Genomic DNA, 16624 nt, shown 5'->3' with positions numbered 1-16624 from the left:
GGTACGCGTCATATGTAGCAAGGGCTATGCCATATTTAATTTTGCATGGTGATTCAGTGGATTAGCGGGTACGCGGGCACCATCAGGCCCCGTCGCCGTACCGATACCTTAAATTGATTAAATATCGCGCACTAATTTGGTGCGCATCGCGTCGAAAAAGTGCAGAAAGGGGGCGTGATGCAGGCGGGTTGCCTGCTTGTGGTGCGAGGGAAAGAAAGAAGGGCCGCGATCGCGGCCCATGTTCAGGCGGGTTGGCTCTCTTCGCGCACCGCTTCCGCCAGCTGCTCGCCCGCCAGCTGCAGCTGGTACATCTGGTAGTAGCGCCCCTGCTGCGCCAGCAGCTGCTGATGGTTACCCTGCTCTACCGCCTGGCCGCGATGCAGCACCAGGATGGAATCGGCATCGACGATGGTCGACAGCCGGTGGGCGATCACCACCAGCGTGGTGTGCTCGCGGATCGCACGCAACGCGCGCTGGATCGCCTGTTCGGTGCCCGAGTCGATGTTGGCGGTCGCCTCGTCGAGGATCAGGATCTGCGGCGCCTGCACCAAGACCCGCGCCATCGCCAGCAGCTGTTTCTGCCCGACCGACAGGTTATTGCCCTGCTCCCCCAGCCGGGTGTGAATACCCTGCGGGAAGCCGCGCACCAGATCCGCCAGCTGCACCGTTTCCAGCGCCCGCCACACGGCGTCTTCCTCGATGTTGCGCCCCAACGTGACGTTGGCCAGCACCGAATCGGCGATCACCACCGGATCCTGCTGCACCATCGCCACGCCCTGGCGCAGCGTGCGGTGCGACAGGCTGGATAGCGGGCGGCCATCGAGGTGCACTTCCCCCTCGCTGACCGGGTAATAGCCCATCAGCAGGTTGGCTAAGGTGCTCTTGCCGCTGCCGGTATGCCCAACCAGTGCCACGAAGCCGCGCGAAGGCACCGCCAGCGAAATGTGCTGCAGCACCTTTTTGTCCGCGCGGTAAGCGAAGCTCAGATCGGTGATGTCGATGCGGCCACCGGCCAACGGACGATCGTCGGCGCCGTAACTCTGCTGGCTGCGATCCATCAGCTCGAAAATGCGTTCGCCGGCCACTACCGCCTGCTGCAGGATCGATTGCTGCGACGTGAGCTCGATCAGCGGTTCGTTCAGGCGCCCCAGGTAGTTGATGAAGGCGTAGAGCACGCCGACGCCAATCACCCCCTCGCCGCTGAAGCCGAACAGCATCAGCAATCCGCACAGCACCAGCGCCGAAAACAGGCTGAGCAGCGGCCGCAGCAGGAAACCGTCGAGCCGCAGGGTCTGCATACGCGCCAGATAGTGCGACTGGCTGGCGGCGCTCATGCGTTCGCCGAAGCGCACCTGCTGGCGGAACTGCTGAATCACGCCCATGCCGTTGATCACTTCGTTGAAGCCGTCGTTGATGTCCGCCAGATAGCTGCGCACCCGTCGCACGATCGGTGTGCTGTAGTATTGATAGATGCCCATCACCACGAACACCGCCGGGAAGATGCAGACCGCCACCAGCGCCATGCGCCAGTCGAGGCTGAACATCGCCACCAGCATGGTGCCGATCAGCGCGGCGCTTTTCAGCACCGTGGAGACCACCATCACGTACAGATCCTTGATCACCTCGGTGTCGTTGGTGACGCGCGAGATCAATTGCCCGACCGGCTGCGTATCGAAGGCGCTGAGCGGCTGGCGCAGCGCGGCGTCCATCACGTCGGTGCGCAGCCGCTGCACCACGCCCACCGCCGCCTGGTTGAACAGCAGCGCCTGAAAGTAGTGCAGCGCCGCCGCCAGCAGCTCCAGCAGAATGTAAGCCGCCGCCAGCCCGCCGACAATCATCAGCGGCAGTTGTCCTTTGGCGACGTAGTTATCGATAAAATAGCTCACCAGGATCGGCCCGGCGACTTCCGCCGCCGCCGCTATCCACAGCATCAACACCGCCAGCCCCAGCGGTTTGCGGTACGGCGAGCCGTAGGCCAGCAGCCGCTTCAGCGTCGGCCACAGCTTTTGCACTTTATTCATCGGCCAACGCCTCCTCGCCGTTTTCCGGCGCTTCGTCCAGCGCCGCTTCCAGCTGCTGATAACGGTACATATCGCGATACCAGCCCGGCTGCGCCGCCAGCGCCGCCGGATCGCCGCGCTGGGCAACGCCACCGTGCTGCATCACCAGGATCTCGCTGGCTTCAGTCAATGCCGACAGCCGGTGCGCGCTGATGATCACCGTGCGATCTTGCCCCCAGCTGCGCAGGTTATGCAGGATCTGGTGTTCGGTACGGCCGTCCACCGCCGACAACGCGTCGTCGAGGATCAGGATCTCCGCATCCAGCAGCAGCGCACGCGCAATGGAGATACGCTGTTTCTGCCCACCCGACAGCATCACGCCGCGCTCGCCCACCTCGGTGTCATAGCCCTGCGGCAGCCGCAGAATGTCCTCATGAACGCTGGCCAACCGCGCCGCCTGTTCGATCTGCGCCTGCGTCGCGCCCGGATGGCCCAACGCGATGTTGTTCGCCACGGTATCGGAGAACAGGAACGGCGTTTGGCTCACCACCGACAGCCGCGAACGCCAGTCGTCGAGTTTGACCTGCGGCAACGGCAGGCCGTGATAGCGGATCTGCCCTTCGTTGACATCGAACTGGCGCTGAATTAGCGACAGTAATGTCGATTTACCGGCCCCGGTCGGCCCGCACAGCCCCAGCATTTGCCCCGGCTTTAGCGTCAGCGTCACGTCATGCAGCGCCGGGCGCGGGTTTTCCGGGTAGTGGAACGCGCGGATATCCACGTCCAGCACGCCGCGCCCGGCCGGCAGCGCCTGCGGGCCGTCCTGCACCGCCGGCGCCTCGTCGAGCAGGCTGCGGATGCGGCTGTAGGCCGCGCTGCCGCGCTCGACGATGTTGAACATCCAGGCCAGCGCCAGCATCGGCCAGATCATCAGGCCGAGATACATCACAAAGCTGGTCAGTTGCCCGAGCGTCAGCGAACCGTTCACCACCATCCAGCTGCCACCGCCGATGGCCAGCAGATTAGAGGCGCCGATGGCGATATAAATGGTCGGATCGAAGCGTGCATCCACCCGCGCCACGTGCATGTTCTTGGCGCCGGTCTGCGCCGCGACTTCGGCGAAGCGGTTGGATTGGTGATCTTCCAGCCCGAAAGCCTTGATCATGCGGATGCTGGTCATGCTTTCCTGCGCCTGATCGTTCAGGCTGGAAAACGCCGCCTGCGCCGATTTAAAGCGCTGGTGCAGCTGGTCGCCGTAATATTTGATGGCGATCGCCATCAGCGGCATCGGGATCAATGCCAGCACCGTCAGCTGCCAGCTGATTTGGGTGCTCATCACCACCAGCACCACCAACCCCATCACCAGCGAATCCACCAGCGTCAGCACGCCTTCACCGGCGGCGAACACCACGCGGTCCACGTCGTTGGTGGCACGCGCCATCAGATCGCCGGTGCGGTGGCGCAGGTAGAACGCCGGGTTTTGCCGGCTGAGCTGGCGGTAAAAGTTTTCGCGCAGCTCGACCGCCAGCTGATAGGACGCGCCGAACAGCAACACCCGCCACACATAGCGCAGCAGGTAAACGACGATCGCGGTGCCGATCATCAGCCCGAGCCAGGCCATCAGCACGCCGGTAGACATTTGTTTTTCGGTGACGCCGTCCACGATGATGCCGACCAGCTTAGGCGGCAGCAGTTGCAGGATGGCGATGACGATCAGCAGCACCACCGCCCCGAGGTAGCGGCGCCACTCCCGGCGGAAGTACCAGCCGATTTGAGCAAATAATCTCACGCAGTTTGATTCCAGGGTTTTATGGGATTTGTCTCTTTTTCTGCTTCAGCAGAGCAGGATACCACCGTTGAGCCGCCCGTCCGGTGAACTTTTCACTCCGGCACCGGCAGCGCGGTGGTGTATTTGATTTTTTCCATGGCAAAGCTCGAGGTGACGTCGATGAGGCCCGGTACGCCGTTCACCAGGCGCTTGTAAAAACCGTCGTAGCTTTTCATGTCCGCCACTTCGACCTGCATCAGGTAGTCGTACTCCCCCGCCATGCGGTAGAACGCCAGCACCTCGGGCATCTGGCTGGTCAGCTGCACAAACGCCTGATACCACTCGCTGCTGTGCTGCTGGGTCTTGATCAGCACGAACGCCGTCAGCCCCAGGCCGAGCTTTTCGTTATCCAGCAAGGCCACCCGGCCGCGGATATAACCCTCGTCTTCCAGGCGCTTCAGCCGTTTCCAGCACGGCGTCGAGGTCAAATTGACCGCATCGGCCAGCGCCTGCAGCGACTGGGTGCAGTCTTGCTGCAGCATGCACAGCAGCTTACGGTCTGTTTTATCTAACATAGCGGCCACCAGGAGAAAAATTTTCTCTCATTAGGCGATTAAACAGGGAAAATAGCAATCCTTTTTTCCTGCCGACAGGCTATGCTACGCCATAAACCTGCCCCCTATTCTGAGGCCAAATCATGACAAACTCTTGGGTAAAATATGCTATCGGTGAAATAGAAGCGGATTTTCAGCGCTCCGCCGATACGCACCTGATTCGCCTGAACCTACCGGCATTTCCCGGCATTTGCCTGTATCTGAAGGATGAGAGCACCCACCCGACCGGCAGCCTGAAACACCGTCTGGCGCGCTCGCTGTTCCTTTACGGCCTGTGCAACGGCTGGATCACCGAGAACACCACCATCATCGAGGCCTCTTCCGGCAGCACCGCGGTGTCCGAAGCCTACTTCGCTCGTCTGATCGGCCTGCCGTTCATCGCAGTGATGCCGTCCTGCACCGCACGCCGCAAGGTGGAGCAGATCGCCTTTTACGGCGGCCGCTGTCACTTCGTCGATCACGCCGCCCAGATCTACGCCGCCTCCGAACAGCTGGCGAAAGAGCTGAACGGCCACTATATGGATCAGTTCACCTACGCCGAGCGCGCCACCGACTGGCGCGGCAACAACAACATCGCCGACAGCATCTTCCGCCAGATGGCGCGCGAACCCTTCCCGGTGCCGAAACACATCGTGATGAGCGCCGGCACCGGCGGCACCTCCGCCACGCTGGGGCGCTACATCCGCTATCAGGGGCACGACACCCAATTGACAGTGGTCGATCCGGAAAACTCAGTGTTCTATGACTGCTTCCACCACGGCGATCGCACCCTGATCGGCAGCTGCGGCAGCCGTATCGAAGGCATTGGCCGCCCGCGCGCCGAGCCGTCGTTCATCCCGTCGGTGGTCGACAACATGCTGCGGGTGCCGGATGCCGCCAGCGTCGCCACCATTCACTGGCTGGAAGGCGTGCTCGGCCGCAAGGTTGGCGCCTCCACCGGCACCAACGTCTGGGGTGCGCTGCAGTTGGCGAAACAGATGCGGGAAAACGGCGAGCAAGGGTCGATCGTCACCCTGCTGTGCGACAGCGGCGAGCGTTATCTGGATACCTATTACAACCCGGAATGGGTCAGCAATAACATCGGCGATTTGCAGCCGTATCTGGCGCAGCTGGCGGATTTATAACGTCAGGCTCCGGATAAAAAAAAGCCGGGTAGTCATACCCGGCCGGCTGTAAGGAGAACCTCATTCTTCGGGGGAATAGGTGAGGCAAGGTGAACGCAGCCAATGTTGTAAATAGTGGGCCACCGCCTGCTGTTGGCAATGGCCGATAACCGGTAGTTGCGGCAGCAGGGATTTCAGCTGCGGCAGGGCGTTGCCCATCACCACGCCGTGCCCCACCGCCCCCAGCATCTCTTTGTCGTTCATCGCGTCGCCGAACGCCATGCAGTCGGCCATCGTCAACCCCAGATGGCGGCTCAGCCGGTCCAGCGCCGTGCCCTTGTTGCAACCGAGCGGCAGCACCTCCAGGCAGTCGTAGGCGGAAAAGCACAGGTCTGCCTCGTCACCCAGCTGCGCCCGCAGCTGCACTTGCAACGCCAGCAGCTCCTCGTGGGGCGCGACAAAGCACACTTTGCTGTTGCCGAACGCCGGCAGGCGGCGTACGTCGGCCAGCTGAAAACGAAAGCCGCTCAGGTGGTGCGCCCGCAGCATCTCTTCCGGCACGGGAAACTCGGTCAGCCAACCTTCGTCGCGGAACACATGCATGCTGGCGCGGGTGTGCCAATGATGATGCAGCACCTCTTCGGCGACCGCCGCCGGCAAATCGGTGGCGTGCAGCTGTTGGCCGCGGTTGTCATACACTCGCGTGCCATTGCCGGTGATCAGGTAACCCTGCAGCCCCAGTTGCGCCATGATCGGTTGCGCGTCGAGGTAGTGCCGCCCAGTGGCGAACGTCACCACCATCTCCCGTTCCACCAGCTGGTTCAGCACCGCCAGCGTTTCCGGGCCAACCCGGTGATCCGGCATCAACAGCGTGCCGTCCATATCGAAAGCTGCCAGGCGATACATAAAGACCTCTTGAATGTGAACGCGATTACAATCAATGCAGTATGGGATGGTATTTACGGAAGTAATAGTGAACAATTTGAGAAAACTGTTCCGGATTTCTGCCCATGCGCCTGGTTCACCGTCTCAGCCAATATCAACGCCTGTTCCAACAGCTCGGCAGCGCGCCGGTCGCCGTGACCATCGGCGAGCTGGCGGCGATGTTCTACTGCAGCGAACGGCACGCCCGCACGCTGGTGCAACAGCTGCAGGATCAGGGCTGGCTGAGCTGGCATTCGCAACCCGGACGCGGCAAACGCGCCCGCCTGCACTGCCTGAAAACCCCGGATGAACTGCGCGCACAGCTGCTGCAACAGCTGCTGCAACAGGGCAACCATCAGGGGGCGCTGGAGATGGCGCAGCTCGATCCGCAGCACCTACAGGATCTGCTCAGCCCGCACCTCGGCGGGCAATGGCAGGCCGGCAGCCCGACGCTACGCATTCCCTATTACCGCACGCTGGAAACGCTCGACCCGCTCACGCTGACCGGCCGCGCCGAGCAACATCTGGTATCGACCCTGCACGCCGGGCTGACACGCCTGATGACCGGTAACCCGGAACCGCAGCCCGATCTGGCGCACCACTGGCAGATTGGCGAGCACGGCCTGCGCTGGCGCTTCTTTCTACGCAGCCAGCTGCGCTGGCACAACGGTGAATCGCTGACCGGCCAACAGCTGCTGCAAACGCTGGAAAAACTGCAGCGCCACCCGCGCAGCCAACCCAGCCTGGCCAACGTCGCGCACATCAGCCTGCCGCATCCGCTGTGCATCCAGTTCGATCTGCACCTGCCGGACTACTGGTTGGCCCACCGGCTGGCGGAGCTGCCTTGCCTGATGACCCACCCGGAGCTGCCGGCCATCGGCGCCGGCCCGTTCAAGCTGACGTTGAATGAGCCGCAGTTGGTGCGGCTGGAACAGCACGCCGGTTACCACCTGCAGCATCCGTATCTGGACACCATCGAATACTGGATCACCTCCGACCTGCACATCGCCGGCGCCGACACCAGTTGCCAGCATCCAGTGCGCATCACCATCGGTCAGCAAGACGATTTGGCGCAGGCCCGGCCGGTGCAGCGCAGCATGAGCCTGGGCTGGTGTTATCTGGCGCTGAACCTGCGCCACGGCGTGCTGAGCGAGGCCCAGGGGCAAAAGCTGCTGATGCTGATCCAGCAGTCCGGCCTGCTAAGCCATCTGCCAATCCCCAACAGCGTGATCACCCCCAGCCATGAAATGCTGCCCGGCTGGCGTATTCCCAGCCAACGGATTGAGGAGGACGTCACTCTGCCCGCCCGGCTGACGCTGCTGTATCGGCCGCCGGTCGAGTTGGAAACGGTGACGGTCGCACTGCAGCGGTTGCTCGCACAGCACGGCTGCGAGCTGGAGGTGCGCTACTATGCCGGCAAGCGCTGGCAAAGCGAAGCGCAGATCGCCCAGGCCGACCTGCTGCTGGCGGACAACCTGATCGGCGAGGCGCCGGAGGCGACGCTGGAGAGCTGGCTGCGGCAGGATACGCTGTGGCGCGGCATCCTGACGGAAAGCCGCTGGCAGCAGCAACAGGAGACGCTGCGGCAGATCCAGCAGCTGCAGGCGCAGCAACCGCGCTTCGAGCGGCTGCAGGCCTATTATCAACGGCTGATGGCCGCCGCCATCATCACGCCGCTGTTTCACTACCAGTATCAGATCAGCGCGCCGCCGCGCATGCATGGCGTGACGCTGACCGCCCACGGCTGGTTCGATTTTTGCCAAGCGTGGCTGCCGCCGCCGGTGGACGATGCCCCGGCCTGAGCCGAACCGCCCTGCGCCTGACGGCCCTTTCTGCTACTATTGTCGCCGCAACGCAATTTTATCCTGCCGCCCGAATGTGTATCGGGAGAGGCCAAAGCCCAAAAAGGTGATTTTATGAAGCGCGCGGTTGTCGTTTTCAGCGGTGGACAAGACTCCACGACCTGCTTGATCCAGGCATTGCAACAGTATGATGAAGTTCACTGCGTCACGTTCGATTACGGCCAGCGCCATCGCGCCGAGATTGAAGTGGCTCAGGAGCTGTCGGTGGCCCTCGGCGCCAAGGCGCACAAGGTGCTGGACGTAACGCTGCTCAATGAACTGGCCGTCAGCAGCCTGACGCGCGACAATATTCCGGTTCCCGCCTACGATCCCAATCAGAAAAATGCGCTGCCGAGCACCTTCGTGCCGGGCCGCAACATCCTGTTCCTGACGCTGGCGGCGATCTACGCCTACCAGGTGGAAGCGGAAGCGGTGATCACCGGCGTGTGTGAAACCGATTTCTCCGGCTATCCGGATTGCCGCGACGAGTTCGTTAAAGCGTTGAACAAGGCGGTGACGCTGGGCATCGCCCGCGATATCCGCTTCGAAACGCCGCTGATGTGGCTGAACAAGGCCGAGACCTGGGCGCTGGCGGATTATTACCACCAGCTGGATCGCGTGCGCCAGGATACGTTGACCTGCTACAACGGTATCAAGGGTGACGGCTGCGGCGAATGTGCCGCCTGCAACCTGCGCGCCAATGGCCTGATGCAGTACCGGGCCAACCAGGCGGAAGTGATGGCGGCGTTGAAACAGAAGGCCGCTCTGGCCTGAGGCAGTGACGGTGGCAGCCACTGCCACCCGTGAGCTTACTGCAGATTATCCTTCGGCGTGAGTACCTCCAGGTGCTCACGCAATTCTCCTTCGATCGGCAGCGCACGCTGCGTTTTCAGATCGACACACACGAAAGTCAGCAGCGCGTCGGCCACCGGCGTCCCCGCCGGATCCTGCGTCACCTTTTGGCTCAGCACCCCACTCTTGCCGTTGAGCTGCACCATCTGGCTGTCGATACGCAGCTTATCCCCCAATACCGCCGGGCTGCGGTAATTGATATTGATGTTCACCACGATGAAGGCGATGTTGTTTTCCGTCATCCAGCGGAATCCGGCCTCGTTCTCCAGCCATTCCCAGCGCGCCTCTTCCAGAAACTCCAGATAGCGGGCGTTGTTAACGTGCTGGTAAACATCAAGGTGATAACCGCGAACTTTGATAAAGGTTTGCATAGGGAACGATCGCTCCTGCCTGGTGATTACAGAAAAAGGGAGCCGCGGCGGCTCCCTCGCCCGTTTGGTCAATGCGCCAAACTGGTAAGACCTGTAAAATGTAGCAGAGGAGTCACGGCCTCAGCGGCATTTTGCCACGCAGCCGCGACCGGGATCACATTTTCAGCCGGGTGCGGTTCTTCTCAAACAGCGCCGGCCCGATGCCCGGCACCTCCTGTAACTGCTCAACCTGGGTGAACGGCCCGTTCTGCTCGCGGTAGCGCACGATGCCTTCCGCCTTCTTCAGACCGACACCGCTCAAGGCGGCGGCCAGCTGTTCGGCGGTGGCCTGATTGATGCTGACCGCCGCCTCTTCGGTTGCCTTGGTCATCACCGATTGCCCGCCATTGTTCGCTGGTGTTGAGAGCATCGGCGCCTCGGTTTTATCCACCGCGGCGGCCGGCCCCGCCAGGCACAACAGCAGCGCGGTCAGCGCAGCTTTAATGTGATGCTGATAACCTGATAACGCTGATTTTTTCTCTGTATGTTGCATGCTGTATCCTCCTTGTGTGTGACAGCATGGCTACCTTGCCGCGGCGGCGGATATTCAGCAATCGGCCGATATCAGATATGGAAAAGGCCGCGAAAGCGGCCTTTGTTTGTTGCACTGCGTTGCAGAAAAATGCGGCGATTACTGCGGCTGTTGCTCAGCGGCGCCCATTTTGATCTTGGCTTCTTTACGCAGGCTCGCCAGCAGCGAATCGAAGGAAACGCCGGTCGCGCCCTCTTCCATCTTGCCGACGAAGGTTTTCATTTCGTCTTCCGGCAGCGTGCCTGGCTTCACCGCATCGAGTGCGATCAGCACCACGTTATCCTGGCGATCCTGCGACATGCCGTACACCGGTTTGCCGTCCTGCGGGTGCGGCAGCGCGAACACGCTCTCCACCAGCTGGCTGTCTTCCGGCGCGCGCGCCATCTTCTGCACGGCGCCAAAGCTCAGGCCGGCGGCTTTCATCGCCTCATCGCCCTTGCCCTGCTTCAACTCAACCAGCAGCTTCTCGCCCTGCAGCTTCGCTGTCTGCAGCGCCTTGTTGCGCTTCACCAGCTCAGCCACGCGATCTTTCACCTGGTCGAACGGTTCGATGCCTTCCGGCTTGTGGCCGCTCACGCGCACCACGAAAGCGCGGTCGCCGTCTACGGTGATCACGTCGGAGTTGCTGCCCGGCGCGCCGTTCTCGCCGATCAGCGAGCCGTCGAAGATCGCCTGCACGACCGGCTTGAAGTTCAGCGCGGCAGGAATGTTGTCACGGGTGAACCAGTCGCTTTGCGCCGCTTTCACGCCGGCCGCTTCTTCAGCCGAGGCCAGAGATTCGTTGTCGCTGGTCGCCGCTTCGCTCACCTTCTGCTGCAGCGCGTAATACGCGTCTACCGCTTTCTCCTGCTGCACCTGCTTGGCGATGGCGTCATGCACTTCGCTCAGCGGCTTCACTTTTTCAGGTGCGATATCGTTCAAACGCACGATCAGGTAGCCGACGGAAGATTTCACCACGCCGGACAGTTGCCCTTTCTCGGTCAGGTTAGCCTGCTTCAGCTCGTCGGCGGTGGTTTCCGGCTCCAGCCAACCCAGCTCACCGCCGGTACGGCGTGAGATGATGTCGGTGGACTTCTCTTTCGCCAGGGTGGCGAAATCGGCGCCCTTCTTCAGCTCGTCCAGCACCGCGTTGGCTTCCGCCTCGGTTTTCAGCTGGATCACGCTGTAGTTTTTACGCTCCGGCTGGCCGTAGCTGCTCTTGTGCTGGTCGTAGTAAGCGCTGATGTCCTCTTCGCTCACTTTCACCTTGTCCTGCATGGACGCGGCGTCCAGCGGGATATAGCTCACCTTCACCTGCTCAGGCGCGATGAAGCTGTTCTTGTTCTGATCGTAATACGCCTTCAGTTCGTCGTCGCCGGCGCTCTGTTTCGTTTGCAGCGCTTTCAAATCGATGGTCGCCAGGCGCACGTCGCGCTCCTGCAGCACCAACGCTGCCATGGCTTGCGATTCGGACGGCAGCACGAAGCCGGAGTCGCCGAAGGCCTGGATCACCTGCTGATTGACCAACTGCTGGCGCATCGACTGCGCGAAGTTGTCAGCGGTGTAGCCCATGCGGCCGATCAGATCGAGGTATTTGGCGTTATCGAACTGGCCATTGGTCTGGAAGTAAGGCGCCTTGCGGATGGCGTCCTTGATCTGATCGTCGCTGACCGCCAGGCCCAGCTTCTTGGCGTACTGGTCGAGCAGCATGTTGTCGATCAACTGGGACAACACCTGACGGCGCATCTGCTGCATGTAGCCTTCGTTGCCGGCCAGCGCAGAGAACTGGTCACCCAGCTGCTGCTGCATGCGGCTACGCTCGCTTTGGAAAGCCTGTTCCAGCTGAGCGCGTTCGATCGTCTGACCATTTACTTTCGCAGCATAATCGCCGGAGCCGCCGATCAGGTAGTTACCCACCCCGGTCAGAACGAATGACAGGATGATCAGGGCCAGGATGATTTTGAGCACGACGTGATTAGCAGCCGCGCGTAAATTGTCCATCATAGTGTGACAACACTCCGCTGTGATGTGGATTAACAACCCTTGTGCAGGCGCGTTCCCTGCGACAAAAATAAAAAAAGCGCATCAATCCGATGCGCCTTGTATCTTACCTTACCAGCACCGCTGCGTCAGGTGATTGTTTATTACAAAACCCTGTTACGCTAAACGGTTAGACGCTAAATCAGTTTACAGCGTCTTTCAGCGCTTTCCCTGCACGGAAGGCCGGTACTTTGGCTGCCGCGATTTTGATCTCTTTACCGGTCTGCGGGTTACGGCCGGTACGAGCCGAACGTTCACGCACGGTGAAGGAACCGAAACCTACCAGAGCCACGTCATCCCCTGCTTTCAGAGAGTCGGTAACGGAAGCGATTACTGCGTCTAAAGCACGTCCCGCTGCCGCTTTGGAAATATCAGCACCTGCGGCAATCTTGTCGATCAGTTGTGACTTATTCACTCTATCATCCCCTCTAGAATTCTATCGTCGCACCGAAAAATCCCTACGGTTGCGACAGCGCAGCTGTTATATCAATCCCATCGAACCTTGGCAAGCCACCGACTAGGTGGCAAAACGCCGGCCGACAGAGATCTAACTTAGCGGTACAAAAAAATACTGGCAAGTCCGAAATGGCTTGCCAGTATAAGTTTTATCAATGGTTTTTGCGATTCGTCACTATTTTGCCGCTACCGGCAGTGCGCCGAAGGCCGGGTTTTGCAACGCAATGTTCAAAACTTCATCGATTCGCTGCACCGGATGAATCTCCAGATCGGCGATAACATTGTCCGGAATCTCTTCCAGATCGCGCTTGTTCTCGTAAGGGATCAGCACGGTTTTGATGCCGCCGCGATGCGCCGCCAACAGCTTCTCTTTCAGGCCGCCGATCGGCAACACCTGACCGCGCAGCGTGATCTCGCCGGTCATCGCCACATCGGCGCGTACCGGGTTGCCGGTCAGGCAGGAGACCAGCGCGGTGCACATCGCGATACCGGCGCTCGGGCCGTCTTTCGGCGTCGCCCCTTCCGGCACGTGTACGTGGATGTCGCGTTTCTCGTAGAAATCGGCGTTGATGCCCAATTTCTCCGCGCGTGCGCGCACCACGGTCAGCGCCGCCTGAATCGATTCCTGCATCACTTCACCCAGGGAACCGGTGTAGGTCAGCTTGCCTTTGCCCGGCACGCAGGCGGTTTCGATGGTCAGCAGATCGCCGCCCACTTCCGTCCACGCCAGCCCGGTGACTTCACCCACGCGGTTTTCGGTATCCGCACGGCCGTAATCGACGCGCTGCACGCCCAGGTAATCCTTAAGGTTGTCGCCGTTGATCTCGATATGCTTAAGCTTCTTGTCCATCAGCAGCGTTTTCACCGCTTTACGGCACAGCTTGGAGATTTCACGCTCCAGGCTACGCACCCCGGCTTCGCGGGTGTAGAAGCGAATGATGCCGATGATGGCGCTGTCGTCGACCGTCAGCTCGCCTTTTTTCAGCGCGTTGCGCTCAAGCTGCTTCGGCAGCAGGTGCTGCTTGGCGATGTTGAGCTTCTCGTCCTCGGTGTAACCCGACAGGCGGATCACTTCCATACGGTCCAGCAGCGGCGCAGGAATGTTCATCGAGTTCGAGGTGGCAACGAACATCACGTCGGACAGATCGTAATCCACTTCCAGGTAGTGGTCGTTGAACGCCACGTTCTGTTCCGGATCCAGCACCTCCAGCAGAGCGGAGGCCGGATCGCCGCGCATGTCGGAAGACATCTTATCGATCTCATCCAGCAGGAACAGCGGGTTCTTCACCCCAACCTTGGCCATCTTCTGGATCAGTTTGCCCGGCATCGAACCGATGTAGGTACGACGGTGACCGCGGATTTCCGCTTCGTCACGCACGCCGCCCAGCGCCATGCGCACGTACTGGCGACCGGTCGCTTTGGCGATCGACTGCCCCAGCGAGGTTTTACCCACGCCCGGCGGCCCCACCAGACACAGGATCGGCCCCTTGATCTTGCTGACGCGGCTCTGCACCGCGAGGTACTCGAGGATGCGATCCTTGACGCGCTCCAAGCCGTAGTGATCGGTATCGAGCACTTCCTGCGCCTTGTTCAGGTCTTTTTTCACCTTGCTGCGCGCATTCCACGGCACCTGCAGCATCCAGTCGATATAACCGCGTACCACAGTCGCTTCCGCCGACATCGGCGACATCATCTTCAGCTTTTGCAGTTCCGCTTCGGTTTTCTCGCGCGCCTCTTTCGGCATTTTCGCCGCATCGATCTTGCGCTTCAGCGCTTCGTGCTCGTCCGGCGCGTCGTCCATCTCGCCCAGTTCTTTCTGAATCGCCTTCATCTGCTCATTCAGATAGTACTCGCGCTGGCTCTTCTCCATCTGCTTCTTGACGCGGTTGCGGATACGTTTCTCGACCTGCAGCAGGTCGATCTCCGATTCCATCATCGCCATCAGGTATTCCAGACGTTCGGTGATGTCGGACATCTCGAGCACCGACTGCTTGTCGCTGAGTTTCAGCGGCATATGGGCGGCGATGGTGTCCGCCAGGCGCGCGGCGTCGTCGATGCTGTTCAGTGAAGTCAGCACCTCCGGCGGGATTTTTTTGTTCAGCTTGATATAGCCTTCAAACTGATTGATCGCAGTGCGCACCAGCACTTCCTGCTCGCGCTCGTCGATCGCCGGCGACTCAAGGTATTCCGCCTGCGCGGCGAAATGCTCACCGCTGTCGGACAGCGTAGTGATGCGCGCGCGCTGCAGCCCCTCGACCAGCACTTTTACCGTGCCGTCCGGCAGCTTCAGCATCTGCAGGATCGACGCTACGGTGCCAACCGAGAACAAGTCGTTAATGCCAGGTTCATCCGTTGAGGCCTCTTTCTGTGCCACCAGCATGATCTTCTTATCGTGATCCATTGCGGCTTCGAGGCACCGAATCGATTTTTCCCGGCCAACAAATAACGGGATCACCATGTGCGGATAAACCACCACGTCGCGCAATGGCAGAACGGGGATTTCAATGCGTTCGGAACGCTCAGGGTTCATAGAGCTCTCTCTTAGTTTAATTTCCGCCAGGTTGAGGGGGAATCTCATGAGACGCAAGCATCTAACGTTTCATAAAATCTGGTTAATGAGTATATGGGGATGAATCGCTTACATTCAACGGCAAGAATGCAGGAAAAAGAAATGGGGGATGAAATCCCCCATTTTGCTGATAACGCTCTGGTTTGACTGGCTAATTATTCACCAGATGCCTGGGCTTCCGGCTTGCCGTAAATCAGCAGCGGCTTGGATTGGCCGGCGATGACCGACTCGTCGATCACCACTTTGTCTACGCTGTCCATCGACGGCAGATCGTACATGGTGTCGAGCAGCGCGCCTTCCACGATGGAACGCAGGCCGCGGGCGCCGGTTTTGCGTGCCATGGCTTTCTTGGCGATGGCGTTCAGCGCTTCGTCGCGGAACTCCAGCTCCACGCCTTCCAGATTGAACAGCGCCTGATACTGCTTGGTCAGGGCGTTCTTCGGCTCTTTCAGGATCTGAATCAGCGCGTCTTCGCTCAGCTCGCTCAGGGTCGCTACCACCGGCAGACGGCCGATGAACTCTGGGATCAGACCGAACTTGATCAAATCTTCCGGTTCGGCCTGCAGCAGCAGTTCGCCTTCGGTCGCCTTCTCGGACTCGCCCTTGACGGTCGCGCCGAAGCCGATGCCCGAGCCGGTGTTGACGCGCTGGCCGATCACCTTATCCAGGCCGGCGAATGCGCCACCGCAGATAAACAGGATCTTGGAAGTGTCAACCTGCAGGAACTCCTGTTGCGGATGCTTGCGCCCCCCCTGCGGCGGAACCGCGGCGATGGTGCCTTCAATCAGCTTCAGCAGCGCCTGCTGCACGCCTTCACCCGAGACGTCACGCGTGATCGACGGGTTGTCGGACTTACGGGAAATCTTATCGATTTCATCGATATAAACGATGCCGCGCTGCGCTTTCTGCACGTCATAGTCACATTTTTGCAACAGCTTCTGGATAATATTTTCCACGTCCTCGCCCACGTAACCGGCTTCGGTCAGCGTGGTGGCGTCGGCCATGGTGAACGGCACGTCCAGGAAGCGCGCCAGCGTTTCCGCCAGCAGGGTTTTACCGCTGCCGGTCGGGCCGATCAGCAAGATGTTGCTCTTGCCCAACTCGATACCGTTGCTGGTATCGCCGTTGCGCAGGCGTTTGTAGTGGTTGTACACCGCAACCGCCAGCACTTTCTTCGCCTGCTCCTGGCCGATGACGTAGTCATCCAGGTGGTGGCGAATTTCGTGCGGCGTCGGCAGCGCACTGCGCTCACGATGCGGGGCAACTTCTTTAATCTCTTCGCGAATAATGTCGTTACACAGATCGACACATTCATCGCAGATATACACTGACGGCCCGGCAATCAGCTTACGCACTTCATGCTGGCTTTTGCCGCAAAAAGAGCAGTACAGCAGCTTTCCTGAACCGTCTTTGCGCTTATCTGTCATCAGTCAAACCTCTTCTTTAGTCTTGTCCCGCAGGAAAATCACGGCGGCAGTGCGCCCAAACTCATATCGGGAACGCCGAGGGGCCACAACAGAGCGAGCCCCTGCCCAC

General features: G+C 60.4%; 13 protein-coding genes. 3 read left to right on the top strand and 10 right to left on the bottom strand.

What is annotated here, in order from left to right:
• Nucleotides 1–242 precede the first annotated feature (242 nt).
• The 3 genes from smdB to C9411_RS12895 form a co-directional block, all read right to left on the bottom strand.
• Entirely contained in the window at nt 243–2021 is a 1779-nt protein-coding gene (gene smdB / locus C9411_RS12905; RefSeq protein ID WP_107227186.1) for a multidrug efflux ABC transporter permease/ATP-binding subunit SmdB, read from the bottom strand.
• Nucleotides 2014–3789, bottom strand: coding sequence for a multidrug efflux ABC transporter permease/ATP-binding subunit SmdA (gene smdA / locus C9411_RS12900; RefSeq protein ID WP_063990979.1), 1776 nt, complete (start codon nt 3787–3789; stop codon nt 2014–2016). Before smdA ends, smdB begins: the two co-directional genes overlap by 8 nt.
• A gap of 92 nt (nt 3790–3881) precedes the next feature.
• A complete protein-coding gene (locus C9411_RS12895) occupies nt 3882–4343 on the bottom strand; it encodes an Lrp/AsnC family transcriptional regulator (RefSeq protein ID WP_004940330.1) in 462 nt (153 codons plus the stop codon).
• A 122-nt stretch (nt 4344–4465) separates the two neighbouring features.
• Between C9411_RS12895 and C9411_RS12890 the strand changes: the two genes are divergently transcribed.
• Nucleotides 4466–5506, top strand: coding sequence for a PLP-dependent cysteine synthase family protein (locus C9411_RS12890; RefSeq protein WP_015376851.1), 1041 nt, complete (start codon nt 4466–4468; stop codon nt 5504–5506).
• A 60-nt stretch (nt 5507–5566) separates the two neighbouring features.
• Here the strand turns inward: C9411_RS12890 and cof are convergent, their stop codons facing one another.
• Entirely contained in the window at nt 5567–6391 is an 825-nt protein-coding gene (cof, locus tag C9411_RS12885; RefSeq protein ID WP_107227185.1) for an HMP-PP phosphatase, read from the bottom strand.
• Between the two features lie 104 nt (nt 6392–6495).
• On the opposite strand from cof, the gene C9411_RS12880 reads away from it, so the two are divergent.
• Nucleotides 6496–8211: an SgrR family transcriptional regulator gene (locus C9411_RS12880; protein WP_107227184.1), complete on the top strand. Its 1716-nt coding sequence runs from the start codon at nt 6496–6498 to the stop codon at nt 8209–8211.
• Between the two features lie 114 nt (nt 8212–8325).
• Nucleotides 8326–9024: a 7-cyano-7-deazaguanine synthase QueC gene (gene queC, locus C9411_RS12875; protein ID WP_025301770.1), complete on the top strand. Its 699-nt coding sequence runs from the start codon at nt 8326–8328 to the stop codon at nt 9022–9024.
• A 35-nt stretch (nt 9025–9059) separates the two neighbouring features.
• Here queC and C9411_RS12870 read toward each other — a convergent pair whose 3' ends face one another.
• From C9411_RS12870 to clpX, 6 genes are all read right to left on the bottom strand, one after another.
• Nucleotides 9060–9473, bottom strand: coding sequence for a thioesterase family protein (locus C9411_RS12870; protein WP_063990977.1), 414 nt, complete (start codon nt 9471–9473; stop codon nt 9060–9062).
• 154 nt (nt 9474–9627) lie between these two features.
• Nucleotides 9628–10005: a helix-hairpin-helix domain-containing protein gene (locus tag C9411_RS12865; RefSeq protein ID WP_107227183.1), complete on the bottom strand. Its 378-nt coding sequence runs from the start codon at nt 10003–10005 to the stop codon at nt 9628–9630.
• 138 nt (nt 10006–10143) lie between these two features.
• Nucleotides 10144–12027 carry a peptidylprolyl isomerase gene (gene ppiD, locus C9411_RS12860; RefSeq protein ID WP_063990975.1) on the bottom strand — a complete coding sequence of 628 codons (1884 nt, stop codon included), beginning with the start codon at nt 12025–12027 and terminating at the stop codon, nt 10144–10146.
• Between the two features lie 178 nt (nt 12028–12205).
• Complete coding sequence (hupB, locus tag C9411_RS12855; protein ID WP_004940351.1) at nt 12206–12478, bottom strand: nucleoid-associated protein HU-beta; 273 nt, start codon at nt 12476–12478, stop codon at nt 12206–12208.
• 216 nt (nt 12479–12694) lie between these two features.
• Complete coding sequence (lon, locus tag C9411_RS12850) at nt 12695–15049, bottom strand: endopeptidase La (protein WP_033647305.1); 2355 nt, start codon at nt 15047–15049, stop codon at nt 12695–12697.
• A 194-nt stretch (nt 15050–15243) separates the two neighbouring features.
• Nucleotides 15244–16515, bottom strand: coding sequence for an ATP-dependent protease ATP-binding subunit ClpX (clpX, locus tag C9411_RS12845; protein WP_004940354.1), 1272 nt, complete (start codon nt 16513–16515; stop codon nt 15244–15246).
• Nucleotides 16516–16624: the final 109 nt, after the last annotated feature.

The sequence above is a fragment of the Serratia sp. Nf2 genome (assembly GCF_003028435.1).
Taxonomy (GTDB): domain Bacteria; phylum Pseudomonadota; class Gammaproteobacteria; order Enterobacterales; family Enterobacteriaceae; genus Serratia; species Serratia marcescens_L.
This window is presented reverse-complemented; position numbering and strand designations above follow the sequence as displayed.